The sequence below is a fragment of the Streptomyces sp. Ac-502 genome (assembly GCF_045222935.1).
Classification (GTDB): domain Bacteria; phylum Actinomycetota; class Actinomycetes; order Streptomycetales; family Streptomycetaceae; genus Streptomyces; species Streptomyces monomycini.
Map to the genome: position 1 here is coordinate 1 of NZ_JBHFFO010000011.1, position 25,455 is coordinate 25,455.

Annotated in this window: 30 protein-coding genes; 4 read left to right on the plus strand and 26 right to left on the minus strand. The window is 71.0% G+C overall.

The annotated features are described in order from the left end of the window. Positions 1 to 157 precede the first annotated feature (157 nt). The 13 genes from ACEXOX_RS46350 to ACEXOX_RS46410 form a co-directional block, all read right to left on the minus strand. Positions 158 to 685 carry a hypothetical protein gene (locus ACEXOX_RS46350; RefSeq protein ID WP_406526715.1) on the minus strand — a complete coding sequence of 176 codons (528 nt, stop codon included), beginning with the start codon at positions 683 to 685 and terminating at the stop codon, positions 158 to 160. Between the two features lie 66 nt (positions 686 to 751). After that, positions 752 to 1,495, minus strand: a complete 744-nt coding sequence (locus tag ACEXOX_RS46355; RefSeq protein ID WP_406526716.1) for a hypothetical protein — start codon at positions 1,493 to 1,495, stop codon at positions 752 to 754. Between the two features lie 655 nt (positions 1,496 to 2,150). Then, the gene (locus ACEXOX_RS46360; protein WP_406526717.1) at positions 2,151 to 2,696 is read right to left on the minus strand and encodes a hypothetical protein; all 546 of its coding nucleotides are present in this window, start codon (positions 2,694 to 2,696) and stop codon (positions 2,151 to 2,153) included. 305 nt (positions 2,697 to 3,001) lie between these two features. Further along, entirely contained in the window at positions 3,002 to 3,709 is a 708-nt protein-coding gene (locus tag ACEXOX_RS46365) for a hypothetical protein (protein WP_406526718.1), read from the minus strand. Positions 3,710 to 4,329: 620 nt separating this feature from the next. Next, complete coding sequence (locus tag ACEXOX_RS46370; RefSeq protein ID WP_406526719.1) at positions 4,330 to 4,779, minus strand: hypothetical protein; 450 nt, start codon at positions 4,777 to 4,779, stop codon at positions 4,330 to 4,332. After that, positions 4,779 to 5,501: a bifunctional DNA primase/polymerase gene (locus ACEXOX_RS46375; RefSeq protein ID WP_406526720.1), complete on the minus strand. Its 723-nt coding sequence runs from the start codon at positions 5,499 to 5,501 to the stop codon at positions 4,779 to 4,781. The genes ACEXOX_RS46370 and ACEXOX_RS46375 overlap by 1 nt, the downstream gene beginning before the upstream one ends. Beyond that, positions 5,498 to 5,947: a hypothetical protein gene (locus tag ACEXOX_RS46380; protein ID WP_406526721.1), complete on the minus strand. Its 450-nt coding sequence runs from the start codon at positions 5,945 to 5,947 to the stop codon at positions 5,498 to 5,500. Before ACEXOX_RS46380 ends, ACEXOX_RS46375 begins: the two co-directional genes overlap by 4 nt. 180 nt (positions 5,948 to 6,127) lie before the next feature. After that, a complete protein-coding gene (locus ACEXOX_RS46385; protein WP_406526722.1) occupies positions 6,128 to 7,684 on the minus strand; it encodes a hypothetical protein in 1,557 nt (518 codons plus the stop codon). A gap of 73 nt (positions 7,685 to 7,757) precedes the next feature. After that, on the minus strand, positions 7,758 to 8,063 hold the full coding sequence (locus ACEXOX_RS46390; protein ID WP_406526723.1) for a hypothetical protein: 306 nt from the start codon (positions 8,061 to 8,063) through the stop codon (positions 7,758 to 7,760). A gap of 240 nt (positions 8,064 to 8,303) precedes the next feature. Then, positions 8,304 to 9,152 (minus strand): hypothetical protein, encoded by an 849-nt coding sequence (locus ACEXOX_RS46395; protein WP_406526724.1) that lies wholly within the window; start codon positions 9,150 to 9,152, stop codon positions 8,304 to 8,306. Positions 9,153 to 9,214: 62 nt separating this feature from the next. Then, positions 9,215 to 9,823 (minus strand): hypothetical protein, encoded by a 609-nt coding sequence (locus ACEXOX_RS46400; RefSeq protein WP_406526725.1) that lies wholly within the window; start codon positions 9,821 to 9,823, stop codon positions 9,215 to 9,217. A gap of 69 nt (positions 9,824 to 9,892) precedes the next feature. Further along, positions 9,893 to 10,330 (minus strand): hypothetical protein, encoded by a 438-nt coding sequence (locus tag ACEXOX_RS46405; protein ID WP_406526726.1) that lies wholly within the window; start codon positions 10,328 to 10,330, stop codon positions 9,893 to 9,895. A 3-nt stretch (positions 10,331 to 10,333) separates the two neighbouring features. Next, positions 10,334 to 10,459 (minus strand): hypothetical protein, encoded by a 126-nt coding sequence (locus ACEXOX_RS46410; protein ID WP_406526727.1) that lies wholly within the window; start codon positions 10,457 to 10,459, stop codon positions 10,334 to 10,336. Positions 10,460 to 10,464: 5 nt separating this feature from the next. Between ACEXOX_RS46410 and ACEXOX_RS46415 the strand changes: the two genes are divergently transcribed. Then, complete coding sequence (locus ACEXOX_RS46415) at positions 10,465 to 11,217, plus strand: hypothetical protein (RefSeq protein ID WP_406526728.1); 753 nt, start codon at positions 10,465 to 10,467, stop codon at positions 11,215 to 11,217. A 111-nt stretch (positions 11,218 to 11,328) separates the two neighbouring features. Then, positions 11,329 to 11,703 carry a hypothetical protein gene (locus ACEXOX_RS46420; RefSeq protein ID WP_406526729.1) on the plus strand — a complete coding sequence of 125 codons (375 nt, stop codon included), beginning with the start codon at positions 11,329 to 11,331 and terminating at the stop codon, positions 11,701 to 11,703. Between the two features lie 247 nt (positions 11,704 to 11,950). On the opposite strand, the gene ACEXOX_RS46425 is transcribed toward ACEXOX_RS46420, so the two are convergent. The 11 genes from ACEXOX_RS46425 to ACEXOX_RS46475 form a co-directional block, all read right to left on the minus strand. Next, a complete protein-coding gene (locus ACEXOX_RS46425; RefSeq protein WP_406526730.1) occupies positions 11,951 to 12,577 on the minus strand; it encodes a restriction endonuclease in 627 nt (208 codons plus the stop codon). Positions 12,578 to 12,678: 101 nt separating this feature from the next. Further along, the gene (locus ACEXOX_RS46430; protein WP_406526731.1) at positions 12,679 to 12,888 is read right to left on the minus strand and encodes a hypothetical protein; all 210 of its coding nucleotides are present in this window, start codon (positions 12,886 to 12,888) and stop codon (positions 12,679 to 12,681) included. Between the two features lie 215 nt (positions 12,889 to 13,103). Then, positions 13,104 to 13,376 (minus strand): hypothetical protein, encoded by a 273-nt coding sequence (locus ACEXOX_RS46435; RefSeq protein WP_406526732.1) that lies wholly within the window; start codon positions 13,374 to 13,376, stop codon positions 13,104 to 13,106. Further along, positions 13,373 to 14,440, minus strand: coding sequence for a DUF6292 family protein (locus ACEXOX_RS46440; protein ID WP_406526733.1), 1,068 nt, complete (start codon positions 14,438 to 14,440; stop codon positions 13,373 to 13,375). Before ACEXOX_RS46440 ends, ACEXOX_RS46435 begins: the two co-directional genes overlap by 4 nt. A gap of 499 nt (positions 14,441 to 14,939) precedes the next feature. Then, positions 14,940 to 15,509, minus strand: coding sequence for a hypothetical protein (locus ACEXOX_RS46445; RefSeq protein WP_406526735.1), 570 nt, complete (start codon positions 15,507 to 15,509; stop codon positions 14,940 to 14,942). Then, positions 15,491 to 15,715: a hypothetical protein gene (locus tag ACEXOX_RS46450; protein ID WP_406526736.1), complete on the minus strand. Its 225-nt coding sequence runs from the start codon at positions 15,713 to 15,715 to the stop codon at positions 15,491 to 15,493. The genes ACEXOX_RS46445 and ACEXOX_RS46450 overlap by 19 nt, the downstream gene beginning before the upstream one ends. 140 nt (positions 15,716 to 15,855) lie before the next feature. Continuing rightward, complete coding sequence (locus tag ACEXOX_RS46455) at positions 15,856 to 16,428, minus strand: hypothetical protein (protein ID WP_406526737.1); 573 nt, start codon at positions 16,426 to 16,428, stop codon at positions 15,856 to 15,858. 186 nt (positions 16,429 to 16,614) lie between these two features. After that, the gene (locus tag ACEXOX_RS46460) at positions 16,615 to 17,358 is read right to left on the minus strand and encodes a hypothetical protein (RefSeq protein WP_406526738.1); all 744 of its coding nucleotides are present in this window, start codon (positions 17,356 to 17,358) and stop codon (positions 16,615 to 16,617) included. After that, positions 17,358 to 18,896, minus strand: a complete 1,539-nt coding sequence (locus tag ACEXOX_RS46465; protein WP_406526739.1) for a hypothetical protein — start codon at positions 18,894 to 18,896, stop codon at positions 17,358 to 17,360. Before ACEXOX_RS46465 ends, ACEXOX_RS46460 begins: the two co-directional genes overlap by 1 nt. Next, the gene (locus ACEXOX_RS46470) at positions 18,893 to 22,312 is read right to left on the minus strand and encodes a hypothetical protein (RefSeq protein WP_406526740.1); all 3,420 of its coding nucleotides are present in this window, start codon (positions 22,310 to 22,312) and stop codon (positions 18,893 to 18,895) included. Before ACEXOX_RS46470 ends, ACEXOX_RS46465 begins: the two co-directional genes overlap by 4 nt. 159 nt (positions 22,313 to 22,471) lie before the next feature. Next, complete coding sequence (locus ACEXOX_RS46475; protein ID WP_406526741.1) at positions 22,472 to 22,747, minus strand: hypothetical protein; 276 nt, start codon at positions 22,745 to 22,747, stop codon at positions 22,472 to 22,474. Positions 22,748 to 22,993: 246 nt separating this feature from the next. Between ACEXOX_RS46475 and ACEXOX_RS46480 the strand changes: the two genes are divergently transcribed. After that, positions 22,994 to 23,671: a hypothetical protein gene (locus ACEXOX_RS46480; RefSeq protein ID WP_406526742.1), complete on the plus strand. Its 678-nt coding sequence runs from the start codon at positions 22,994 to 22,996 to the stop codon at positions 23,669 to 23,671. Between the two features lie 217 nt (positions 23,672 to 23,888). On the opposite strand, the gene ACEXOX_RS46485 is transcribed toward ACEXOX_RS46480, so the two are convergent. Both ACEXOX_RS46485 and ACEXOX_RS46490 read right to left on the minus strand, forming a co-directional pair. Continuing rightward, the gene (locus ACEXOX_RS46485) at positions 23,889 to 24,200 is read right to left on the minus strand and encodes a hypothetical protein (RefSeq protein ID WP_406526743.1); all 312 of its coding nucleotides are present in this window, start codon (positions 24,198 to 24,200) and stop codon (positions 23,889 to 23,891) included. A gap of 1 nt (position 24,201) precedes the next feature. Further along, entirely contained in the window at positions 24,202 to 24,498 is a 297-nt protein-coding gene (locus tag ACEXOX_RS46490) for a hypothetical protein (protein WP_406526744.1), read from the minus strand. Positions 24,499 to 24,615: 117 nt separating this feature from the next. On the opposite strand from ACEXOX_RS46490, the gene ACEXOX_RS46495 reads away from it, so the two are divergent. Beyond that, positions 24,616 to 25,434 (plus strand): aminotransferase class IV family protein, encoded by an 819-nt coding sequence (locus tag ACEXOX_RS46495; RefSeq protein WP_406526745.1) that lies wholly within the window; start codon positions 24,616 to 24,618, stop codon positions 25,432 to 25,434. Positions 25,435 to 25,455: the final 21 nt, after the last annotated feature.

Below are 25,455 nucleotides of genomic sequence, written 5' to 3' on the forward strand. Positions count from 1 at the left end.
CATCGCGCAGAATGCCTATGCGGGAATTCCGCTAAAGCGGAATTCGCTGCCCTCGTCGCTTCCTTGCGGGCCGTCCTTTGTTGCGGTAAGTGACTCTAATCCGCTTCGCGGATTGGTAATTCCCCCGCAGGGGGCGGGGGAATTACGAGGGTTTCCGCTATTCGCTAAATTCGAGCTGGACCGAATGTGGCTGGATTTGCGCAGAAATTCCGTAGTCGTAAATTGCGATCCATTCGCCATCCTTTACGCTCGTTCCGGGGCGGGGCCGCATGATCAGGATGTCGCTGCCGTCGTTCGGGATGATGGCGCGGTAGGGGTACCCGCCGACGCCGATGTCCGCTGCCTCGCCGCGGGAGACGATGCCGGCCATTTTCTGCCCGGTGTCCGGGTGGGTCCATGTGACCCATGATCCGGCGGCGTAGGGGGTGGTCGACGGCTTCGGCGGGCTGGGCTTGGTGGGCTTGAGGTCGAGCTTTGCGGAGCGCGGCTTCCACTTCCGGGCGCGTACGGATGTGGGGGAGCAGCCGCGCTCTGTGAGGGCGTCAGCCTCGCTGTCCCGCTCTGTCTCCATGGCGCTGATGACGGCTTTGGTGTGCCGGGTGTCCAGGACGGCGCCGCGTCCTTCGGTGCGGACGGTCACGCTGGGTCGCATGAACATGCGGATCACGGTCTGTCGGGTGTCCACGGGTCTCCTTCGGGTGGTGTCTCGGGTGGGGCGGGGGTGCCACTCCCCCGCCCCTTCAGGGGCTTTCTAGGCGCGGATTACGGGGTGCTCGGCCACGAGTAGGGAGGTCACGTCACCCATGAAGGCGGTGATGAGGTAGGCGCCTTTGTCGTCGGTCCAGAAGTCGCGGGGGTCGGTGACTTCGGTTTCGGGGTACTGGTTCATTACGGCGGCGGCTGCTGCGATTCTGGCGTGGCCGGGTGTTTCGCCTTCCGCTACTACCGCGAAAGCGGAAGTGAATACGGGGGACTCTGTGCACCAGTCGCCGATGTATGTGAATTGCATTGGGTTTCCCTCCCGTTTATGGGGCGCCCCCGGGGCCTGGCCCCGGGGGCGGGGGTGGTCAGTCGGCGTTGGGCCGGGGGAGGGGAAGGTGATGTTGCGGGGGGTGTCCGGCGCGGGGGGCAGGTCGACGGCGGCGAGTTCGGTCAACCGGCCGATGATCGTGTCTACTTGGTCGGCGGTCAGCCCTTGGTGCGGGTGGTCTCCGCCGCCGGTCAGCAGGACCGCGCCGTGGTAGTCGGTCCGGGTCGGCTGGTAGAGGGCGGCGAGGGCGGACGCGAGAGGGTTGCGGGGCTGGCTGGTGCAGCACTTGGACATGCCTGCCCAGAGTGTGAGCCTGTTGGTCAGGGTGACGCCGGGGCGGGTGCATCCGGCGAGTGCCCACAGCTCACGGACCTTGGTGCGGGGGATCGGGATCCACTCGCCTGCCTCGAAGGTGCCGTCGGGATTAACGACGATGGCGAACTCGGTGTTGTCCAGGTCGAACATGGGTGTCTCCTGTGGTTTGTGGTGGTTCGGGTTGTCGGTGGCTGCCACTGCCGACCAACGAGATAACTGTATCGCATCTAGTGCACACGGTGTGGGTGTGACGCGCGCTCTGAGGGGGTGTGTTTTCACCGGCCTGTAGGCCAGTAGGCCAGGGGGTGCCGGGCGGGGTATCGACGCAGGTCACGGGCGTGTTCTGGGGGTGGCCTACTGGCCTACCGCCTTTTCGCGGGTCGCGGTGCGCGGCGTTGCTGGGCGCGGAGCGCCCGGTGTCGCTGGGGCCGCGTAGCGGCCGGGTGTCCCGCCGCAGGCGGTTGCGGGCCGTAGGTCCGCGCGCTGTCGCTGCGGAGCAGCGCGCGTCTCTTCGGTGCCGCCGCGCAGTCGGGCGGCGGTTCGCTGCGCCCGTGCCGTGCGCGCAGCGCGCGGCTGTCCGGGGTGCGCAGCACCCCGTCCTCCCTCCTCGGGGAGCGGCTTGAACCCTGGCCGGTACGGCGGGTGGTGGCCGGTGGCGGCGCGCCCGGCGGTGGCGGCCGCCGCTGCGCCCGGACGGCGCGTGGCGTCTGGACGTGATGGTGCCCCCTGCGGAAAACCACAGGGGGCGGGAGTTTTGGGGTCGCGGCGAAAGTGCCGGCCGCCAGGGACAGGGGCGCCGGTCTGGTCAGAGCTGCGGCACGGCCTGGTCGTCACCGGCCGAGGGCTGGGCGCGGGGCACGAGGGGCCGGAAGTCGGAGCTGCTGTTGAGGCCGTAGTGGAGAACGACCGCGCCGTCCAGCTCGGCGGTGTAGGTGGTTGCGGGGATGCTCAGCGGGGGGACGGTGGGGGTCACGGTTGCGAGCAGGTACGTCAGAGCCTTTACGGCCTGCTCGTTGGTCACGGTCTTGGTGTGCCGGGTGCCGGAGTGTGTGACGTGCACGGTGTAGCCGCTGTCGGTGAGCAGCATTCGGGCGAGTGCCTTGGGGCTGACGGTGTCGGAAGGTTCCGGGCGGGCTGCTGGGCTGCGCCCGGCGAGCAGGCGGGCCTGGCGGATGCCTTCGGCGGTGAGGTGGGGGTGGTCTTCGTGGCGGGGGTTGGTGGCCAGGCCCCGGACCATGAGGGCCACCGCCGTGCCGGTGAGGCCCCGAAGGAGGTGGCGTTCTTCCGGGTCGGCGAGTGCGGCTACGAGCATGGTGATCATCGCGGGGGAAAGGGGGCGCTTGTCCTGCATGGGTGTCTCCTGTGGTTTGTGGTGGTTCGGGTTGTTGGTGGCTGCCACTGCCGACCAACGAGATAACTGTATCGCATCTAGTGCACACGGTGTGGGTGCGACGCGCGCTCTGAGGGGGTGTGTTTTCACCGGCCTGTAGGCCAGTAGGCCAGGGGGTGTCGGGCGGGGTGTCGCCGCAGGTCACGGGCGTGTTTCTGGGCTGGCCTACTGGCCTACAGGGTTTTCGCGGTCCGCGCTGCGGGGCGTTGCACGGGCATGGAAATGCCCCGTACGGCAGGCCGTACGGGGCACAGTGTGCGGGCGGATCAGGGAGTAACCGGCGCGTAGATCACCTCTGCATACGGCAGGTCCTCGATGTCGGTTTCCACGTGGATCACCTGACCCCGGGTGTAGGCGCGGGTGTCGTCGCCGGGGAGGAGCAGGGAGAGGTCCGAGAGCATATGGGCCTGCGTGACGGGGCACCGGACTTCGGGCTTGCCCGCTTGGCGCAGCAGCATCCGGTAGTCGCTGGCGAGGGTCGGGAGGCCGGTCGGGTGGCCGTCGGCGGACAGGCCGATGGCCAGCGATGCAGTGCTTACGGGGAATCCGGCCTGGTACGACATGCCGGGCTCCGCCGGGATCACCTCTCCCGTCATGCAGTCCGTGGTGTAGGCGGTGAAGACCTCTCCCTGGGTGAGCGGGCGGAAGAGCCCGTCATGGAGTACCCATCCTCGTACGGTGGACGGCCCGGTCAGGTGCTCGCTGCGCATGACGAGACCGGCGGTGGCGACGTCGCGCAGTGCGGTCGCGAGCAGGTAGCGCACTGCGGCGATGGCGTTGATGGTGGCGAACTCGGTGGGGGAGACGCTGAATTCGCCCTCGCGGATCTTGGGCGTGCCGTCCGGAGCGGGGACGGAGAGCAACAGGGTGTGCCGCCCGGGGGCGGCGCTCACGGTGATGTCGGTGAGCAGGTGATGAGCCGCCGCGATGGCATCTCCGGTGGGAGAGCGGTGTGCGCTGTTCGAGATGTTCATGGGTGTCTCCTGTGGTTCGTGGTGGTTCGGGTTGTCGGTGGCTGCCACTGCCGACCAACGAGATAACTGTATCGCATCTAGTGCACACGGTGTGGGTGTGACGCGCGCTCTGAGGGGGTGTGTTTTCACCGGCCTGTAGGCCAGTAGGCCAGGGGGTGCCGGGCGGGGTATCGACGCAGGTCACGGGCGTGTTCTGGGGGTGGCCTACTGGCCTACCGCCTTTTCGCGGGTCGCGGTGCGCGGCGTTGCTGGGCGCGGAGCGCCCGGTGTCGCTGGGGCCGCGTAGCGGCCGGGTGTCCCGCCGCAGGCGGTTGCGGGCCGTAGGTCCGCGCGCTGTCGCTGCGGAGCAGCGCGCGTCTCTTCGGTGCCGCCGCGCAGTCGGGCGGCGGTTCGCTGCGCCCGTGCCGTGCGCGCAGCGCGCGGCTGTCCGGGGTGCGCAGCACCCCGTCCTCCCTCCTCGGGGAGCGGCTTGAACCCTGGCCGGTACGGCGGGTGGTGGCCGGTGGCGGCGCGCCCGGCGGTGGCGGCCGCCGCTGCGCCCGGACGGCGCGTGGCGTCTGGACGTGATGGTGCCCCCTGCGGAAAACCACAGGGGGCACCGGGCGGCTTGCCCGTGTCGTTCAGTCCCAGAGTCTGAGTTCCCGGGTGGCCAGGTGCAGATGCCGGGTCTCCGGGGGGTAGCTGGTCGGGGCCTGGAGCCCGAGAGCCCAGACGGTGACCGCGTACTCGTACCCGTGCCGGTGGCGGTGGTAGTCGCCCGCGGCGCCCTTGAGGAAGCGGCGGACGGCGGGACTGTAGGGCTCCTCGTCGTCGCCGGTGTTCTTGAGCCGGGGGTCGGTGAGGAGCCGGGTGAGGGCGTCGTGCCAGCGGGTCAGTTCCTCGGCGCGCTTGCGGAAGGCGCCGGCGGTGTCGTCGGTGTCGGCGAGCAGGGTCTCCAGCTCGAAAGGCGCGGGGACGGGGACCTGGTCGTCGTACTCCTCAATGGCGTCGACCTCGGGGTTCGTGAAGGCTCGTACGTTGTACTGGCACAGGCCCAGGATGTTCTGCAGCGACTTGCGGAAGTAGCGCATCAGAGCCCTCCGAGGCGGTCGGCGATCCAGGCGGGAAGCGGCGCCACCGGCACGTCGCGGACGATGAGGTACGGCAGGCCGCCCACGACGGAGCCGGGTCCGACGAGGTAGCCGCCGCTTCGGCGGCCGGGGCCGCGGACGTCGATCCCGGGCCCGAGCGCCGTACGGCCGCCGGAGATGCTGCCGATGGTGCAGTCCGCCGGCGCCCGGAAGTACAGGTGCCGGCCCCCGGACGGGGTGGCCACGGTGAACGTGGCGGGCACCGCTTCCCCGAGCCGGTCGGCCAGGGCGGCGAGCACGCCGGGGCCGTCGTCGTCGCCGTGCACATCGAGGTCCAGGACGACGACGTGGGAGGCCCGGCAGCCGACGCCGACCCCTCGCCCGGCCAGCAGCTCGGGCAGCCGCTCGGGCAGCAGGGTCGCCTGTCGCTGCCACCCGCGCTCGGGAACCCGGCCGCCGATCGGGAGCGGGAAGACGGCCAGGCCCCGCCCGACGGCTGTCCGCGCGGCGGCGAGGACCTGCGGGCACTCGGCCGACCAGTGCCAGAGCTGCGCCGGGGCGAGGCGGTGTTCGGGGCAGTCGTCGCGCTCGCTGCCGTCGGCCACGGCTCCGCAGCCGACCTTGGGGCAGGTGCAGGCCCGGAAGGCGCTGCCGCCGTGCGGCCTGCCGTGGCGCGCGTAGCCGCTCGCGGCGATGACGGCCTGGACGTCGCGGACGCTCACGCGACCTGGTCCTCGTCGTCCTCGTCCTCGTAGCAGCAGCACTCGCCGTACGGGTCGCCCCCGCCACCGGCCCCGCACTCCGGGCAGGCGTTGGGGTCGTCGTCCTCGTCGTAGTCGCCGGTCGCGGCCCGCATCTCCGCGTGCCTCCAGCCGGGGCACTCGTAATCGCACCCGCAGCCCTTAGCGCACTCCGGGCAGACCATCCCGTTCGTCCAGCCGCACCGGTCGCACATGATCTGGTTGCGCGGGTCGGCCTGCTCCTGGCGGAGGTAGTCGACTGCCTCGCGGTAGGTGTTGATGTCGACGTACTCCGACAGGTACCGCTCCAGGGTCTCCCGCTCGTCGGTGTCGGGGTGGTCCAGGAGCGCGATGGCGCAGGCGTGCTTGATGTCCAGCGCGCTCTTGAGGGAGGCGAGGGCCTTCTTCCTCGCGTGGTTCTTTGGCATCTCCAGCTCTCTTCCGCGGCTCGCGGTGATCCCAGACTCACCGGCCGCCAAGAGCGAGGCCAGCAAGGGTGATGTGATGTGGAGGGTGGCTCGGCGCGGAGCACCTTCGGTGTTGCTCGTCCGGTCTGGGCCAGACGAACCGGGCCGCGAGCCGGGCCCACGGCCGTGAAGGCCGCACACTCACGATAGCGCGGTGTACCCCGGTTTCACGGCAGGCTTCGCGAGAAAGGCCGCGAAGATGTGGCCCCGGGCAGTGCTGGGCGTGGCGTTCACCGGCGGTAGGTGCTCTTGCAGGCGGCCATGACGGAGGCGTCCACGATGCCCTGCGCCATCCGGCAGACGGTGCGCATGTCGTAGTGCGGACGTCGCGGTGCCCGAGGCCGCGGCCGGGGGCGGTTCGTCTGCGGCCGGGCGTGCCGGTGCTTGGCCGCGCGATGGGGCGAAGTTCGGGTTGCCGACGGGCGCCGGCGGGGCGGTGCAGGGCGTACGTACTGGCGCTGGCGGGTGTGCGGCTGGCCGGTGCGCGGTTCGGGGTGCGGCGTCTGGGTGGCTCTGGCGGCCGCCGAGGCCGGGGCGGGGGCGGGCGGGCGGCTGCTGGCCGGTGGGGTGGTGACCAACAGGATGTGCGGCGGGTCGGGGCTGGGCACGGCTGGCGCCGAGGTGCGGGCGGAAGTGGCCGGGGTGTGAGGCTCCGGGGTGCCCTGCGGACTGACGGTCGCACAGCCACCAGTCACCAGGAGCAGGCATAAGGCGGCGACGGCGGCGGATGGCGGACGCATGGGCCCACCGTGCCCTAGAGCGCGCCCAGTTGGCGTGAGCGCTGCGCGGCCTCCACCGGTTCGAGGGACGGCGCGGGGCGCGGGCGACGGCGATTTCGGGCTGGCGGGTCTGCGGTCGCGGCTCGTCGGGCAGGGCCTCGGCCACGGTGACCGGCTCGTCCTGGAGCTGGCCCAGCAGGCGCGGGTCGGGGCAGGCGGCCGGCACCAGGTGCGCGTCGCGCGGGACGTCGCGCTCGAAAGAGGTGTCCTCCCAGATCGAGGCGGCGCGCTCCTCGCGGTCGTGGATGGCGGCCTGCTCGGCTTCCCACTGGGCCCGGTACGGATCGACGGTGCGCTGGGCGTCGGCCAGCAGCTGCTCCGCCTCGGCGCGCGGGATGAGTTCGAGCAGATGCAGGTAGGCGCCGGTGCCACGCAGGGATACCTGGGCGGCGTAGGCGTTGGCCTGGGTCCAGGGCGGGATTTCATCGTAGGTCTCCCACCACATGGGCATCTGCCGCAGGTGGCTGACGACCGTCTCGTAGACGTCGCGGCGGAAGGTGCGGCGGCGGGCGCGGAGGCTGGCCGCGTCCTCGTACTCCAGGGCGTCGGCGGCGTAGGCGGAGGTGCGCAGCCAGCGCCCGGCGCGGCGTACGGCGAGGGTGGTGAGCTGTTCGGCGCGCTCCAGGCAGTGCGTCAGGGCCACGCAGACCCGGGCGACGTCGCGTTCGGGGCCGGAGACGATCAGGCGGCGGGTCTCGTGGCGCAGGGTGGGGCGGCCGTCGCGCATACGGGTTCCCCAGTCGTGGTACAGCTCGCTGGCGGGGCGCTCGACCTGCACGGGGAACAGTCCGGCCAGGTGCTGGGCGGCGGCGCGGCGCTGACTGCCGCGCCGTGCGACGTCGGGGAATGTGATCTCGGTGCGGGAGTGGCCGCGGTCATCGACCAGCAGGCGCCGGACGGTGAGAAGTTCGCGGGTCATGGTGGCTGGCCTTTCAGCAGAAGAACGGACGGGCGGGGCGGGGCGCTCCGGGCCGGAGCGCCCCGCCGTACGGTCAGGCCGGGGTGTCGGCCTGGTTCTTCTGCTGGGTGACCCAGGCCGCGATGGCGGCGGGGCGCTGGGCGACGGGGAGGCAGCCGCGGTGACGGACGCGGTCGCGCCGCATGTGCGAGTAGAAGACGGCCACGGTGGTGCCGCACAGCTCGCAGCGCACGGGCCAGCGGACGTCACTGCCCGGGTAGCCGCCCAGCGGGGTCCAGGCGGTGGCGGCGAGACGGGCGAAGGCCCGCTTCATGCTCTCGGTGTTGCGGGCGTTCGGGCGGGGGGCCAGGTTGTCGGCGAGGTACGGCGTGATGGCCATTGTGAACTCCTGTGGTGTGGTTGGTGTTTCGGGTGTTGGCGGCTGCCACTGCCGACCAACGAGAAAACTGTATAGGGGTCAGGTCACGACCTGCAAGCGACACACCGGCACGGCGCACGCGAAAGGCCGGAGCTTGGTTGTGCCATCTCATGACGTTGTGCCGCGCCATACAGTCATGGGGAAGGTCCCGCAGCCGACTCCAACGGCTGCGGGACCTTCCCCATGACTTCGGGCGGTATGTCAGGTGCGGTATACGGCCGGGCGGACACCGGCGCGCAGCTCTCGGATGATCGAACACGGGCCCTTGGTGGCGCAGTACGCATCGTCGGTGTTGGGCAGGGGGTTGTGCGACAGCCCAAGCTTGTCCTTGGCGACGGCGTTGACTGTGCGCAGCATTGCGGGGTCGGCTGGTCGGCATGACGACTGGCCGTCGCGGTTCACGCCATGCTTCGCGGCACTGACGATGTGCTGCCGCGCCTGCCGGGCTGCCCACCTGCGGTCGTGCGGACCTGTGTTCTCGTGTACGTGGCCGCCGTTGTGGAACGTGTCGAGGTGGCAGGCAGTGCAGTGGTACGTGACCATGTGGATCGGGTCCTGGTCAGGCAGCCACCGGCCCTCGAACTCGTAGACGATCACCTCGGCGCCGGGAGTCACCGGGTGCGCGAAGGCGGTGACGAGTCCGACGCCGTCCTCGATCGCACCCCGCGCCTTCATGTTCCAGAAGATGCGGGGGAGGAAGTCGTCCCAGCCCTTGCCGTGGGGCCACTGTGCGTACATGACGCCCTGCGAGGCATCGAAGGTGGCTGTGCCGTCGACGTTCTCGCGCTTGTACTGCTCGATCTGCTCGATCGACCCGAAGTACGTCGCGCTGAACTCCTCGGACTCCAGGAAGATCAGCCCGTACCCCTCGGGGCGGGTGTCGTGGCCGTTCTCCTTGAGGATTTCGACCATGTCCTCGTAGCCCGGGTTCCCGGGGGCGATGGTGCCGACGAGCGGCAGGCGGTAGCGATCGCAGCTCGTGACATGCGTCGGATTGTTCGGGCTCACGTTGTGCGCGGTGCCGTACGTGTTCTCGATCGTGATGCTCATACTGTCGTCTCCCTGGTCCTTGGTCGGCTTCGGTCTTTCGCGCCTGCTGCCCGTGTCCGTCGTCAGCCGTTCTGCGGACGGCCGATGACGGCCAGCTCCCAGGTTTCGGCGGCCAGTTGCCGGCGGTACTCGTGGCTGGAGTCGAGATCGGCGCGCAGGCGGTCGGCGGTCTGCACCGGCGCCGGGTCCAGCTCGGCCTGCTCCTCCTCCAGGGCGGGGTGGCCGGCCTCCAGAATCTGGCGGTAGGCGGTCTCGTCCCTCGGGGAGGAGGAGAAGAAGGAGCGCTTGAGGGCGCACTCGGCGCGCTCGCGCCACATGTCGATCCCGATGCGGGCCTCATCGACCGCGAGCGTGTAGGCGTGGTGGGCGGCGAGCCAGGACGATGCGGTGCCCAGCGCCTCCCATGCGCGCTCGACCTGGTCCAGCAGGCGGTCGCGCTCGGTGCGGGCGACCTGCTCCTGGGCCAGGCGGTCGCGGACATCGGCGTAGCGGGTGGTGGTGTCCATCAGGGCGACCAGCCGCATCCCCTCCGCGTGGGCTTCCTCGCCGTGCGGGTCGGCCTCGGGGTGGGCGGTCCGCCAGCGCTGGATGGCCTTCTTGCACTCGGCGTCGGCCTGTTCGTATACGCCGGTGAACCCCTCGATGTCGAGCGGGGCAAGGTTGGTGATCACGGTGCTGCCTTTCGGTCGATGCTCTGGCTGGTGGGGCTCGGATCTGGTACCTGCTGGGTCGTCGGAGGGTCAGGCGCGGGTGGGGGCGATGTAGCGGCGGACGGCGACCATCAGGGCCGCGGCGAGGAGGTAGCCGAGGAGGACGCCGGCGACGCGTACGAGCTGGGAGGCCGGGGAGTCCAGGCGCAGGCCCTGGTCGAGGGCGAAGGCGGCGGCGACGCTGCCCGCGAACAGCGCGGCGCAGCCGAGGATCAGGAGCACGATGCGCGCGCCCTCGGGCAGCCAGGTCGGGCCGCGGGAGGGGCCGAGGCGGGTGCTGACGTGGGCGAGGTGGGCGGCCAGCGCCTGCTGGCCGGTGCCGGGCGTGTGGGCGGGCATCCGGCCGCAGGAGCAGTGCGCCCGGTAACGGGCGGTGCCGGCGGCCGCGGAGGCGTCCTCGTCAATGACGACCTTGAGCAGGTGCCGGCCGTCATCGATGAGGAAGCGGTCGAAGCGTGCGCGGTCCACGGGTCAGGCTCCCGTGAGGGCGAGCGTCTCGGCGGCCTGGGCCTGCCGGCGGGAGTGCGCGACTTCCAGCTCCTCGCGCATCCGGTCGGCCTCGGCCCGGGTCTCGGTGATGTCGTCGGGCACGGACACCGGGGGTGACCTGCGGTCAGGATGTGCTGCTCGTAGGCGTCCGCCAGCCGGTTGTGGCCCGGGCCTCGACGGAGGGAGGGTGCCTGCGACAGTTCGGCGAGCGCGGCGTCCCAGGCGTCGATGGCATCGCGGGCCTCGTGTACGGCGCGGACGTACGCCTGGTGGCCGTGCAGCCAGCTGCCCTTGGCGTTGGGGTCGGCGAGGGATTCCCAGCGCAGTTCGACCAGGTGCAGGGCGCGGTCGCGCTCGGCGCGGGCGTTTTCCTCGGCGGCCAGGCAGGCACGCAGGGCGTTGTACTGCCCCAGTGCCAGGCTCAGGTTGAAGAGCCGGGCGGCCTCGGCGGTGGAGGCGCGGTCGTCATGGGCGCGAAGTGTGGCCCGGGCGAGGGGGCTGTTGTTGTCGTCCAGATCGTGGATGCCGTCGAGCCCTTCGACGGATACGGGCGTGGCCATGGTCTTCTCCTTGGGACGGTTGCGGATGTTGATGCCCCGGGACTTGAGGTCGTCGTAGATGGTCTGGCGATTGCCGACGCGGGCGGCCTCGGCCAGTTCCACCACGTTGGTTGCGCCGGCGTTCCAGGCCGCGGCGACCAGGGCTGCTCGCCGACCGGGGGCGGACCAGTCACGCAGGGCGGCCAGGGCTCTTTCTCGTGCTGTACTCACTCCACCATCATGCTGTCCATTCAATGGACATGTCTATTGAATGGACAGCACTTGGCTGGTTTTCGCGGCTGGCTGTCCGTGGCGGAATGCCAGTAGTAGCCGAGGTAGCAACATGTCGTCACTGCTTGCGAGTTGACCCTGTCGGGTGATGGCCCGCCGGTGGCCGTTCCGGCCAGGGGGCAGCGGCGTTGAGCAGGTATGCGAAATATGATCATTCCGGGAGTGGCGGCCGTCGTGGCCCTCGCGATGCTGCAGACGCCGGCTGAAGCCACCGGGCACGCGCAGCGCGGGGCCAATCACATCACCGTGCGCGGGAGCGGCTTGTACGTGAAGAGCGTGACCACCAGCCGTTCGCCGCACCGCTACAAGGCCCAGGCGCGGCTGGTGATGGAGACCCGGCACGGTGTCCGTCAGCTTCAGCCGTACCAGGACACAAATTTCTCGACGTCGTTCGCCGGCGGCCGGGAGCGGGACTACGACTACCGGACCTGGACGCTGAAGCGGAAGTTCGCGAACGGGACACGGCTGTGCAGCGAGTGGAAGGGGTACCGGGGCCGCGCCTGCGTGATCATCCACAAGTGATGCCGCCCGGGTAGTGGAGACGGCAGTGGCCCGGTCCGTACGGACCGGGCCACTGCGCATTCAGCCCGCCACCGCCCTTCGATGACGGCGGGGCAGCGAGAGGGCGGATGCCACCCTGCGATCGCCTGGCCGAGGAGATGCAGGCCTGCGCGATGGGGCCTGTGCGGCCAGCTGGCGGGGTGGTCAGCGACGGACGATCTGACCGTTCTTGACCTGGGTGCGGCCGTCCTTCGCGGGGCGGGACGGTTCACAAGGAGGCAGAGGGTTTGCGGGGCGGCGGGACGGCGCGCAGCAACTCCCACAGGGGCCGTGAGCCGGCCGCCCATACGCCGAGGGTGTGGCGGTCGACCACGTGCAGGCGCTGCTGCTTGGCGAAGGCGACGGCCGGCGCGCTGACCCGGCCGTTGGTGACGATCACGGCGATGTCGGCGCCGTGGACCTGGCGCGCGGTGCCGTTGAGGACCTGGAGGTCCGGCGTGCCGACCGCGGAGCCGGCCGCGCCGTTGCGGCGGTGCTTGCACTGGATGACCCAGCGCCGTCCGTAGGGGTCGGTGGCCTTCACGTCGGCGCCCAGGTCTCCGCCGCCCCCGACGCGCAGGGCGTCGCGGCAGCCGTCCCGGCGCATCAGGTCGCGTACCGCGTCCTCGAAGCGGCTGTGGTGCAGGGCGTCGATCTGAGCCAGGCCGTAGCGCAGGCCCTGGGTGCGGTCCGCTTCCCACCGTGCCCGGTGCCGCTGGCGGTACAGCCACCCGCCGCCGGTCAGCGCCGCGAGGACGGCGGCAGCGGCCAGGAACCACCAGTGGGTCAGCAGCCAGTCGACGGCGGCCACAACCAGGGCGACGGACAGGACCGCGGCCGCGAGCAGGACGATCAACTGGTCCTCGGCGCGCTGGCGCCGCCTGCCCGGCCTGCGGGTGCGCCGCCGCGCCGGCGGGCGCCTGGCCGCAGACGTCCTCCGCCTTCGGGTGCGGGGGCTCACCGGCTGGCCTGGGTAAGGCCGCTGGCGAGCTGGCCCAGGACGTTGAGGATGCCCTGGCCTACTGGGGTGGGGGCGATCAGCACGCCCAGGGCCAGCACGATGACAACGGTCATCTTCTCGTCGAAGCGGCTGCGCGAGTGCGTACGTCGCCGCAGCCGCACCAAGACGATGATCGCGAGCAGTACCGCAAGATTGATGGTCAGCAACCGTCCAGCCCTCCCCCAGGCCGGGACAGCCGCACACCGCCCCAGCCTTTCTTGTGTAGCCGGACTGCGGGGAGGAGGAGACGGGATTGCTGGCAGATGGCACAAAGGCGCCGATGTGGCTGAATACCGGCGTTGTGCCGTGCCGTGGGGTGCAGGGGGCGCACACCCGCGTGCACCTTCCCTGCACCGGCAATTCCACGGTGCTGTACTGCGGTTCAGCCGGCGGACATCGCGGTGCGCAGGCGCTCGGCGGTGGCCCGGGCGGCGGCCTGGACAGCGTCGTCCGGGCCGGTGTGCGCGACGTCGTCCAGGAGGGCCACGGCGGCCTGGAGGACGCCGACGTGCACGGGCACGGTCTCCAGTGCGGCGAGCGCGGCGGCGGCCCGGTCGGCTGGTGACACCGGCGTCGTGGGGGTGGGAATGACCTGGGCTACGCCGCGCCCCAGGGCACGGTCGCGGTGGGGCTGGCTGAACGTGGGTGTAGTCACTGCCCGATTCTCCCTGACCGGGCGGTGCGCGGCGTACGGCTGCCCTTGCGGCGGTCGCGGAGTGCGGCCAGGACGTCGTCCGGCTCGGGCGTCGTGCTGCGGGCGAGGTAGCGGATGCCGGCGCCGGCGGGCGGCTCGCCGTGGGCCTGGCCGGGGATGGGATGGCGGCGGCTGGTGGAGGTGTACCAGCCGTAGCGCTCGTCCCACACCAGCGCCGGTACGGGCGCCCCGGGGCCCAGGACCAGCGTCGCGGCGACCGCGGTGGCATCGAGGACCAGGGCGTGCGGGCCGTCGGTCACGGGGATGCCGGCCGCGGCCAGCGCGTCGGCCACGGTGGCCAGGTACGGGGTGATCTCGCGGATGCGCTGCTGGGCCGGGACGAGGGCAACGGCGCGCCGTACGGCGGCGGCCGGGTAGCCGAGGTCGGCAGCGGCCTGCTGCGGCGTCAGGTCCGGCTGGCCGGCCAGGCGTTCGGCGATGCGGTCCGCGCGGGCGAAAGAGAGCGCGTGCTGTGCGGTCCACTCGTGGACACCGAGCTGGTCGGCGGCGGTGGCCGCGGTGATGGCCGGATCGGCGTCCAGCAGGGCCTGGATGCGGGCGGGCATCTCGTCGCGCGGGACCTGGTCGCCGGAGCGCCGGGGGCGCCCGCCGGCGCCGGTGCCGGGGCCGGGGCGCGCTTGGTCCCAGGCGCGCACGACGCCCCGCGGCCAGTGCTCCACTCCCCCGGCCCTGACCATGTGGTCGGCCAGGGCCGCGTCCTTCTTGTACACGTCCCAGGACCGGGGCGAGACCGGGCGGGACAGCGCGGCCGAGGCCTCGTGCTTGTCGAGCAAATCGGCGTCGTCGTCCTGCTCGGGCAGGGCGGGGACGGGGTCGCCGGCGTAGTAGGCGTCGGTCTGCTCCGCGTCGTAGAGCAGGGTCTGAGCGTCCGGCGAGCTGACCGGCGCGGGGAAGTCGTCGGCGCGGTAGTCCTTGCGGTTGAGGTAGCTGCGTCTGGTCACACCGCGCTCGGCGGCGAGGTCGGCCAGGGTGCGCACCAGGTGACGGCGGCCGGCACGGATCATCGAAGGCTCCAGGGCGGGCGTACGGGAAGACGGGCGGGCGCCGGGCGACGTCGCCTCGGTGGTCCGGGACGATCACACAGCAGTGTGAAAAAACTGTATCGGCAGTTGCCCACCGGGGCAATCGCCGGCAGGCCCGGAGTGTTGCCCCGCACGGGCCGTACGGGCCGTACGATGGGAGACGAATTCCTGTGGGTCGTGAGTACGGTCCCCAGGTGATTCGGGTTGGCCGGTGCCCGTGCCACCTGCGCTCGCGCGCAGACTGAGGGCGCCGGCCTTTTACGTGCGCCCGCGGGTCAGGCGGTGCCCGGTGGGAGGGCCGGATTCGGCAGGCCCACGAGGCCCCCAGCTCGTCACCGGTCATCCGGCCCGAGGCGAGCAGGACAGGAATGGCGGCCGCCAGGTTCTTCCAGTGACACTCGATGACGGTGTCGGCTTCGTCGTGCAGCAGGCCGTAGTCGATGTCGGTGTCACCCACGAACGGCTGCCCGAGATGAGCGAATCACTGATCACCTGGGCCTGCATCACCCTGATGACAAGGCGCCTCACCCGCGGCCGGGCCCGCCCCGCTGAACGCCGCGATGTCGCCCACGGCTACGTGATGCCCGAAGCCGCCTGACCGGAGCGGTCCGGATACAGGTGCGCCGTCGGTCAACACCTTGATCCTCGTGTTCCCCTGAAACCGCTCAACCGCAGCCGTCCATACGTCGTTCTCCAAGCGCTGTTCCGGCATGACGGCCTGGTGTTCCTCGGCATCTCCTTCCGCGAGCGCCTGCGCCACCATCTCCGTCTCGGCGGCCCGGTCGGCGGCTGGCAGCCCCAACAGCACGGCCGCGGCCTGTCTCAGCAAAATTCCAGCGTCTTCCAGCAGCGCGTGGGCCCGCCCGATCTCCTGCCAACCCAGGCCAGCTCTGCGCGCTGCGTCTGTCGCCGCCAGCGCCTCGGAGTGCATCGTCAGTACCAGCTGATCTACCAAGCTCAACGCCTGCTCGGGATCGGCCATCACCAGCCTCTGAAACTCCGTACGCAGCCATCCGTCCAGCAGCTTCGGCTTCACATCTTCGTCGTCCATACCCGAACAACGAACCCGTCCAGCTCTGGCCACTCAACACCCGCGTCCTGGGCGAGGTGGGCGACCGCGTGCCCCAGCTCGTGAGCGGCGCCCGACTCCCTCACCTGCTGGGCAGACAGGCCCAGCATCCCGGCGAAGTCACCCGCGATGGGGTACAGGAGATCGCTGTTCAGCCGGATGTTGCGGTGCCGCGTCAGGGTGTCCATCACAGTCCTTCTGTCAGGAGGTCTCGACAGCAGCCGGCTGGTGGCGGCGCGGTGGCTGCCCAGAACTGGGCACCGGCCGTGCGGCTTTCGCCACAGGCGGGGCGCCGGCTTGGCGTACCACCGCGTCCCGGCGACGCGGTCTACGGCAGGTCGCGGAAGCGTTCCCAGGCGGCTTGCTTGCTCGTGCCCAGCGGGCGGGCGATCTCCTCCCAGGAGTAGTCCTTCTTGGCGGCCTGTACGGCGAGCTGCTGCCAGCGCTCGGAGTCCTGGCGCAGCAGGGTCGCGGCGTAGAGGGCCACCAGGGGGCGCGAGTCCTCCGGCCGGCCCTCGGTCGGTGCCGCGCAGAAGCCGGTCACAGCTTCCTCCAGCTCGTTGACCAGCCGCTGGATCTCCTCCGGGAGGGTGCGCGAGAGGGCGACTTCGGCGTGGTGCAGCCACTGCTCGTACAGGCCCGCCTCGGCCGCCTCGGGGTCGGTAGGGTCGGCCGGGCGGCGCGGTCCCTCCCACCCGCAGGCGCACACGGTCCGGATGCCGGCCGCGCGGGGCCGCCCGTCGGCGCCGTCGTACTTCAGACTCCACGCCCAGGTCAGGTCACGCGCGTCGGCCGCCTCGCCGTCCTCCCAGACGTCCGCGGGGGCGCTGGTGCCGTCCGGCAGGACAGCGACCACGTGCCCTTCGTGGTCGCTGTTGTAGTCGTCGTGAACCCAGCCCATCACCAGCTCCTTGTCCGACCGTACCGCTGCGGCCGGAACGGCCGTCAGGGTTCCCTGACGGCAATATAGCCGTCAGGGAACCCTGACGATGACTGTTCGGAGAGATTGGGCACCAACTGCCGCTGTACAGACCGAAGGCCGTCACTGGGTAGGTGGCGACCTTCGGTCTGTACGGATTGTGCGGTGTCAGTCGAGCGGGAACGTGCCGCCGGACCCGGCGCCGAACTCCTTGATCTCCAGTGACCGGAACTCACCGAAGGACCAGTCGGTGCCGGGGGCGTAGTGATCACCGAACGCAGCGTTGAGCTTGTCGACCACGCCTTCGTCATCGCCGCTCAAGAACGCGTTCGTGGGCTCGGCCATCACGTCGTCCTTGAAGTTCAGGCTGATCTGACGCCATCGCTCGTCGGGCCGGCGGCCGGTATCGATCTTCACCTTGGCGTTCACGGACAGGTGTGCCCCGCTGGTGGACATGCGCGCCGCGCGGCGGCTGCTCATGGCGTTCTGCCGTGCGGCCGGAGAGGAGAGCACCGCATCGGCGAGCTTGGCGCGGTTGCCCCTGGGCCGCTGCTCGTCAAGGTGCCGCTTGGCCGCGCCGCCGGTGAGCTTGGCGATGTGCTGCGCCTTGCGGGCGCCGATGGGCTCGCCGCGGGCCTCGGCCCGCATCCAGTCCCGCACCGTCCGGGGAGTGACACCGGCCGCGCGCGCGGCCTCGGTGACGTCGCCGTACGTCCGGACCGCGTCGGCGGCCGTACGGGGGATCGCACGCTCCTCCTGCCGGATCCAGTCCTTCACCGTCCGGGGAGTGACACCGGCCAGGCGGGCGGCCTCCTCGGCTCCGCCGACCAGGTCCACGCGCTCGCGGGTGGTGCGGGGCTCGTCGCCGATCCACGCGCGCCAGAAGACCTGACGCTGGTCCTTGATGGCCATCAGACGCTCCAGTCCTCAGGGGCGGTGAAAGCCGAAGCCTTCGGGAACCAGCGCTTGCCGGGCTTGAGGTGGGCGAAGACGTCCTCCGCCAGGGCGGCGCCCTCGGGCTTGTAGCTGCCCAGCGTCATCGGCTGCCCCGGCCCGCCGGCGGACTCCAGCTTCAGCCCGGGAACGGCCGTCTCGAAGCACGGGTCATCGACCACGTAGAAGAGGCAGTCCGTCTTGACCGCGATCGGCCACAGGCCGCAGGTCTCGCCCACGCGCGTGATGGTGCGGGTCAAGTTGGCCTGCTGCGCGGCCAGGATGGACTGCTGGACGTCGGGCCTAAAGGTCAGCGGCAGGTCCTTCGGGTCCATCTCCTCCGGCTTGACGCCGGGGGCACCGAGCAGCAGATCGGAGTTGAACAGGCCGATGCTGTGGGTGTAGACGTCCTTGACCGTCGCGGACACACACTGCTCGGTGCCGGGCGTGATGCCCTTGCGGGCCGTCGAGAGCTGGGTGTACCAGGGTTCGAGCATCCGGTAGTGGTCCGGCCACACCAGCGCTTCGTACACCTTGATGTCGGCCTTCAGGTCCTTGTCCGCGTACGCCAGCGTCGGCGTGTAGTACCAGCGCCGCTCGTCCCCGGCCGCAGGCACGCCCGGCCGCTGCTCCGGCCCGAACGGGTCGAAAGTGCGCGAGTGCTCGAACCCCGGGCGCTTGGCCAGCCACAGGCCGGGGACCTTCGGGTCGAACTCGACTTCGCCCGTGCGGTGTTCACAGTCACCGCGCCCGACGGCCAGGGAACCGCAGGGTGCCAGGTAGGAGGCGCGGGTGTCGTAGGCGAGCACGTAGCGGCGCTTGCGCTCTTCCGGGGTCGGCTGCCGGTCCCAGTTCTTGGCGACGTAGAGCTGGCGCCCCTTGGTGAGCACGGTGGCGGGCAGCTCGGCGCGCTCCAGCGGATCGGCCCGGCGGCCGTTCTTGGGACGGGTGGCCTCCAGCAGGGCGTGACCGGTGGCGGCCGCGCTGCGCCGGTAGGTGATGCCGACGGTGTCGGCGAGCTGCTGCACGCGCCGGGCGAGCAGCGCCGGGGCCGGGTCGTCGTCCAGGAAGCGGTCGCCGAACGGCGCGTGGTGCGGGACGATCACGAGCTGGGCACTGAGGGCACGGCCGGTCTCCTGCTCGCGGTAGATCCGCAGAGGAGTCCCCCACCGGGCGACGGTCCAGCCCTCGGCACGTGCGCGGGCCAGGAACGGGTGATCGGTGCGCGCGGCGAGGAAGGCGCGGCGCTCGGTGTCCGGGCCGTCCTCGGGGATCGGCAGATCCAGGGCTTCGGCCAGCGCCGCCGTGATGTAGATCTGTCCGTCCGAGGGGCGGCGGGAGGCGCTGGGGCCACTGCCGCGCTTACCGCCGTGGCCCAGGCCCAGTTCGTGCACCAGCGCGGCGAACCGGCCGCTGTGCAGCTCCTCCAGCGGCGGCAGCGGCTCCGTGGTGCCGTCCGGGAAGTGCAGGCCGTCGACATCGGCGACGGCGACGGCAGCCCGCCACGGCGTGGTCACACGCCCCGGGGCCTCGTCCTCGTCCGGTTGCTGCGGTGCGGCTGCCTCCTCCAGGAGGTCGTCGGCATCGAGCTGACCGGCCGCAGGCTCCGCCGAGGCCGGGGCGGCATCCTCGCTCGCGGCGGGTTCGGCGCGGGGAGGTTCGGCGGTGACCGGGGCCGGAGCGGGCGCGGCGGCCACCGGCTGTACCGCCTCGGGCGGCGGGGCAGGGGCCGGTACGGGTGCGGGGGGGCAGCGAGTACGGGGGCCTGGTCCGGCACAGCGGCCGGGGCGGGGGTGGTCAGCGCGGACAGGTCGAAGAGCGGGTCGGCCTGCGGGACCGGCGGCGGGGTCGGCCGGCCTGGGCCTGCGGGCTGGCCGGGGGTGTCCCCGCCGTCCGGGTCGGTCAGCGCGGTGGCAGGCATGTCCCACACCCGACGGCGGCCGCCGGGCATCTGGCGGCGCGGCTTGACTCGGCGCTGGACGCCCTTCACCGTCTCGAATTCGGTCTCGATCACGCCAGCCTGGCGCAGGGCCTCGGTGAGAACGTTCGGGGTGACGGTGAACTGCACGTCAAGTTCCGCAGCCACGCGCAGCGCAACGGTGGTGGCGGCGTCGTGGTCGATCCAGAGCCGTTCTTCCAGGCGGCCGTCCTCGGTGGCCACGGTGGTCACCACACCGAGCTGGACGCCCCCGGCGCGCAGGATGGGCTGCCCGCTATTGAGGGCTGCCGGGTCGTCGGCGGAGTTGTCGCCGACGTACCAGCCGTAGCGCAGCGCGGTCGCACGGTCGGCCGGGCACTTGCCGTCGGGGCCGGTCAGGTAGGCGCGGTGGGTGTTGAACGCGGTGCCGAGGTAGGTCAAGAGCCGTCGGTGCATCATGACGTTCTCCAGCAGGGTCTGTTCCCGGTCGCAGGCGGCCAGCAGGCCGTACCAGGCGTTGGCCCACGACAGGGATGCTTCTGACGGGGTGGCTGCGCCGACTTCGAGGAGATAGCGCAGCATCATGTGCCAGCCGCTGGCGAAATGGCCCAGGTGCTCGGCGGGGCGGTCGCCGGCGTAGGGGCGCAGACGCTGGGTGTATTCCGCAGCGAGTTTGCGCACGGTGCGGCAGTGCGCTTCGTAGTCGGCGGCGATCCACTGAATGTAACTGGCCATCAGCAGCGCGCAGTTGTGCGCGAAGGCCGGGTCGGACATCTCGACCAGACGGGCGATGTCAACTTCGGCGCGCTCCATCTGGAGCGTGAGCATCCGCTGCTGGGCCGATTCGGTCGAGGCGAGGACTTCGGCGGTCTGGATGAGGGAGCCGCGCGGGCCGCGCTGCTCGTCCAGGTCCGACTCTCCGTCGACCTGCCGCATACGCACGCGGCCTTCGCCGTTGTACTGGGTACGGGCCAGGCGGCTGGTGCGTACTGCGGCGTCCTTGACTGACTTGTCGGGCGCGGAGTCGTCGCCCATGATCAGCGTGTCCTTCATGCGGTACAGGACTTCGGTCGCTCCGAGCTGGGTGGAGCCGGTGTCACTGATCGACAGCAGGGACTCGTTGCGGTCCAGTTCCGGGGCGAAGTGGTGCAGCACGATGGTGCCGATGGCGCTCTTTGCCGACCCGGGCAGCCCGAACAGGCAGATGGAGGACGGGCACCGTCCGTACGGTGAGCGGTAGAGCAGGCCCAGCATCGGCGCCACGGCGAAGGCGGGCGCCTTGTCCATGATGGAGATGCTGGCGATGGCGGCCTCGCGGATGCGGGCGGGGTCGGTGGTGGGGGCCGGCAGTGCCATCAGGGCCAGGCGGCCGGGGAAGCGGGTGCGCAGCGGTAGGTGGCCGCTGACGGTGATCCCGCCGTCCGCGTGCACGTACATCCATCCGGCCTCGGTGCGCCGCCAGCCGGTCGCGGCGTAGACCGGTACGCGGACCGCGTCCGGCGACACGGCGCGCACGGCGGCGGCGAGCTGGGCGGTGTTGCTGCGGGTGGCCGGGCGGGTGTACACGTCCGGCCAGGGCAGGTCATGCAGCCACGAGCCGTCATCGAAGGACTTGCGGGACACCCTCATCAGGGCGGGCCGGTCCAGGCGCTTGGGGTGGATGAGCTGCAGTACGTAGCCGGTGGTGGGCGGGGTGTCGGCGACGTCGACCAGGGCCTGGTCCTCGTCGTCCTCACGGCCGGGGACGGCAGCGGGCTTGTGGGTCTTGGCGTCGCCCAGGTCGCGGGTCTCCACCCGCACGATCTGGGCGACGCAGCCCAGGACCGTGTCGAAGCTGACGTCGAACTGCGGGCTGCCGTCCTCGTTTTCGCCCACCGGCTTGCGGGTGACCTTGACGATTTCGCCGTGCCGGATGGCGTACTGATCGCGGCGGTTGGGCCGTCCGTCGTCGCCGGGGATCGGCTCGCCCTCGTACAGCCGGAGGGCGGCGGGCTCCTGCGGGGCGGCGGCCGCGGTGGGATGCGTGAGCACCTGGGCACCGCCCTCGTCGCCGGCGGCCTGCCCGGTGTCCTCCTCCGGCTCGGGCACGGGCACCAGGTCATCGAGGGCCAGGCCCGCGGCGCGGTGGTCGGCCAGGTCGGCGCCCTTGGCCTCCAGCGGCGTCTGGAGCACGGTCACCGAGGCGGCCTCGGCCAGCAGCGCGTCACGGGCGTCATGGGCCGACTTGTAGCCGGCGGTGTCCCGGTCAGCCAGGATGACGACGTGCTGCCCGGCGAGCAGGGGCGTGTGGTCCGGGTTCCAGCGGGTCGAGGCAGACCCGGCTTTGGTGGTGGCCAGCAGTCCGTACGCCTCGGCGGCCTCTACCGTCTTCTCGCCCTCGCACAGGTAGACCGTCGATCCCTTCGGCGCGGCGGCCAGCTCCGGTGTGCGGTAGAGCGGAGGGTTCTCCGGCATCCGGCGCACGGTGCCGATTCCGTCGTCCGCCGGACGTTCCCAGGAGATGCGCTTTCCGGGCTTGACGCCGTCGGCGCGGCATACCGGGCATCCGGAGCATTCCCGTCTAACCTTGGTGCCGACCAGCTCACCGTCCGCAGAGACGTAGGCGTACCGAGCAACCTCGGTGTAGCGGCCGCTGCACTCGGGCCGCTGCTTCTTCGTCGTCTTCGCGGCGGGCTTGCTCTTAGGGGCGGTCCTGGAGGTGCGACGGGCGTGCGGGATACTGATGCGCTGCCGGGTCTTCTTCTCCTCGGGCATCGGGTCGTCGTACAGGTCAGCCAGCGTCATACCGAGCGCGGACATGATGTCTGCGGGGTGACACCCGGTGTGGCAGTAGATGACCGTCTTCCGGTCGGCCGCCTTGTAGTCGACCGCCAGACTGGGCTCGCGGTCCTCGTGCGCGGGACACTGGAACTTCGCCTTGTGTGATCTTACGTACGCGGACCGTGACCCGCAGGACTCCAGTGCGGAGATAATGCGGACAAAAGAGGCCGCCGTCTCGGCAGCGGGGACGTACATGGGTATCCTCGGTGGTGTTGGGCAGACACGCACCCGACCGGTGACACGGTCGAGAGCCTTACTTGGTGGTTGGGCAGACGACGGACAGTCGTCATGGGTGTGCGGTCAGCTTTCTCTGGGTCTCCGGGTGGTGCCGGGGGCCCAGAGGTTTTTATGGGCTCATGCGGCCAGCCCCTGCTTAACGGCGTGGAGCTTGGCCTCTGCAGCTTCGATGCGCAGTTTCGACAGCTCCTTGGAGACGAGTTCGGCCAGATCGGGCCGGTCGTGCTGCAGGCGGAGGAACGCGCGGGTGAGCTCGGTGGTGGACGCGTTGAAAACGTCGCGGGCTTCATCCAGCAGGGTGTAGTCCCGCAGGGGGAGATCGGCAGTCACGCGCTTTCTGTCCGCCGGCAGCTTGCGCTTGCGTTTGGTCAGCTCTGATGCGGTGTCCTTCATGTGATCCCCATCCCTGTGACTACTGAACTTGCGTACTGACCCTAGCCCTGTACACCGGATCATGGAAGCTGGGGGGCGCGTGTTGCCAGCGCTTTTTTTGAGGGCCTGTCACGTGCTCAACGAGCGACGGTAATGGGGCGGCGCCCAACTCGGGTGATTTGTGTGTTCAATGGACCCCCGCACAGCGACAGTGCCGGGGCGGAAGAGGGGGTTGGGATGGCGGCTCGGGCAGTGGTGAAGGTGAGGGTGGCGGCCGATGGCGTCGCCTGGGTCGACGGGGCGCGGCTGGCGCCGCCGGCAGGCGGTTCGCCGGAGCAGGCGCGTGCGGCGGCGCTGCGGGTGGTGGCCGAAATGGCGGAGCCGGACGCGCCGTTGCGGGTGGAGGCATCGGAGCCTGACGGGTCGCTGTGGCGGCTGCTGGTGCACTCCGACGGGCGGGTCGAGGACGCACGGTCCGCGCGGCGGGAAGCAGAGGACCCGGCGGCGCAGGCGGTGCCGGAGGAGTACCAGGCCCGTACGCGGGTCATCACCGCGGCCTGCGAGGCGGGCCGATACGCCGTTGCGGCCCGCCTCGCCGAGGAGCTGCGCACGGAGGCCGCCAGCGAACGCGGTGCGGACCACCCCTGGGCCCTGCAGGCTGCCGAACTGCACGGGTACGTGCTGATGCTGTCCGGGGATGCGCCGGACGCGGCGGAGGCGTACGCGGATGCGGCCCGCGGCTGGGCGGAGCGCGACCGGCAGGCGTACCGGACCGCCGTGCGGCACGCGTACCGGTGCTGGCTGCAGGTGGCCGACCAGGCGACGGCTGTCTGGGTCGGCGAGCAGGTCGTAGAGGTGGCGCGGCTGGGCGGGGAGGACGCGGCGGGGATGCTGCGGATGGCCCTGGGTCGCCTGGACGACTTGCACGCGAATCTTGTGACCTGATCGCAGGCTCATCTGCGCCTTTCTCGCGGACGCGCCGAACCCCCGGCCACAGTCAGAAGTGTTGGGCAGACCTGTGGCCGGGGGCGTCCGGGGCGGGGGTGTCGGCGGGTGTGATGTTGGGCAGACACGACGGCACCCCCGCGTGGACGGCGGACCGGCACGGGCCGGTCCGCCGCGCCGGGGCCGGGCACCCGTGCCCCGTACGGGCGCCCGGCGGTCAGTGGGGGTGGCGCGGGATCGCGTCCAGTAAGTCGTCCAGGCCCGTCGTGGCCGTGCGTTCGGCGTGGCGGGCCAGGGCGGCGGCGTCGGCGTCGGTGATGGCCTGGCGCAGCGGGCGCAGCGCCCGGTAGAGGCGGTCGGTGAGGACTTCCGCGCGGTTCACCTGGTGGCGGGCGTCGGCGGGATCGCCGGCCGCGGTTGCGTCCTGGACGGCGGCGTGCAGCTCCTCCAGGAGGTGCGCCTGGGCGTTCTGCAGACGGTTCAGGTCCGCCGGGTGGTAGTCCGTGAAGTCGAGGTGGGGCGGTCTCATCTCAGAAATCGCTTTCGTCGTGCAGGGCCGGGTGAGGCAGGTCGGGCGACAGGTCGGCGATCAGGGGGTTCCATTCGCAGCCTCCGCCCATCGGGCGCAGCCAGGCGCGGTCACGCTGGCGCTCGTCTCCGCGAGGCGAGCCGATCGCCATCACCTCGCCGATGCACCCGCGCCGCGTGTCATAGGCCGGGGCACCGGTGACCAGCCAGGCCGGAGCGTGGGTGCGGTCGTCTTCCAGCGACTGCCGGCGCGGGTGGCCGGGCAGGTCGGAGAGGCCGATCAAATCCCAGTCAGGCATGAGTGATCCCAGAAGAGGCGAGTGGTCCGGTGGTGCCTCTCCAGCCTTTCGCGGTCACTGGCCGCCCGGTAGGCAGTAGCCCTGCCACAGCACCGAAATTGCACCGAAGTTCGGGCCGTGACCAGTGCGGTTGAGTGCCAGACTGGGGCCATGGCTTACCTGAACGGCGCCCCCGCCACCTTGAACGATCTGCAGGCCCTCGCCCTCGTGCCGTACGGGCATTTCACGAGTATGCGAGCCGACGACCAGCACCGAATCCGCGGCCTGTCGCTGCACCTGGAGCGCCTGCAGCGCGACTGCCGGGCAGTCTTCGACGCCGACCTGGACGTCGACCGGGTCCGCGCGTACGCCCGGCAGGTCCTGGACGAGCAGGACGGCCCGTGCGTGGTGCGGGTGACCGTCTACGATCCCGCGCTGGAGCTGGGCCACCCTGGAGCGGACGCGCACCCGAGCGTGCTGGTGACGGTGCGGTCCGCCGGCGCCATGCCTCCGCCGGCAATGGCGGTCAGCAGCGTGCCCTTCAGCCGGGACAGCGCCGAGGTCAAGCACGTCGCACTGTTCGGCCAGCTCAAAGCACGTCGGCAGGCCCAGCGGAACGGTTACGACGATGCCTTGTTCATCGAGGCGGACGGGCGGGTCTCCGAGGGCGGAACGTGGAACATCGGCTTCGTTGCCGAGGACCGGACCGTGGTCTGGCCGAAAGCTCCGGTTCTGCCCGGCGTCACAATGCGCTTGCTTCAGGACATGTATTCGCAGACGATCACAGAGCCGGTGATGGTCGGTGATTTGCCGCAGTTGCGCGCGGCCTTCGCCACCAACACCAGCATCGGCGTGCGGCCCATCTCCCGGATTGACGAGACGGAGTTCCGCGTGGATGACCCGGTGATCAGCGATCTGCAGCAGCACTACGCCGAACTCCCCGGCCAGGTGCTGTAACCGTTGTGGGGGGCGGGAGTT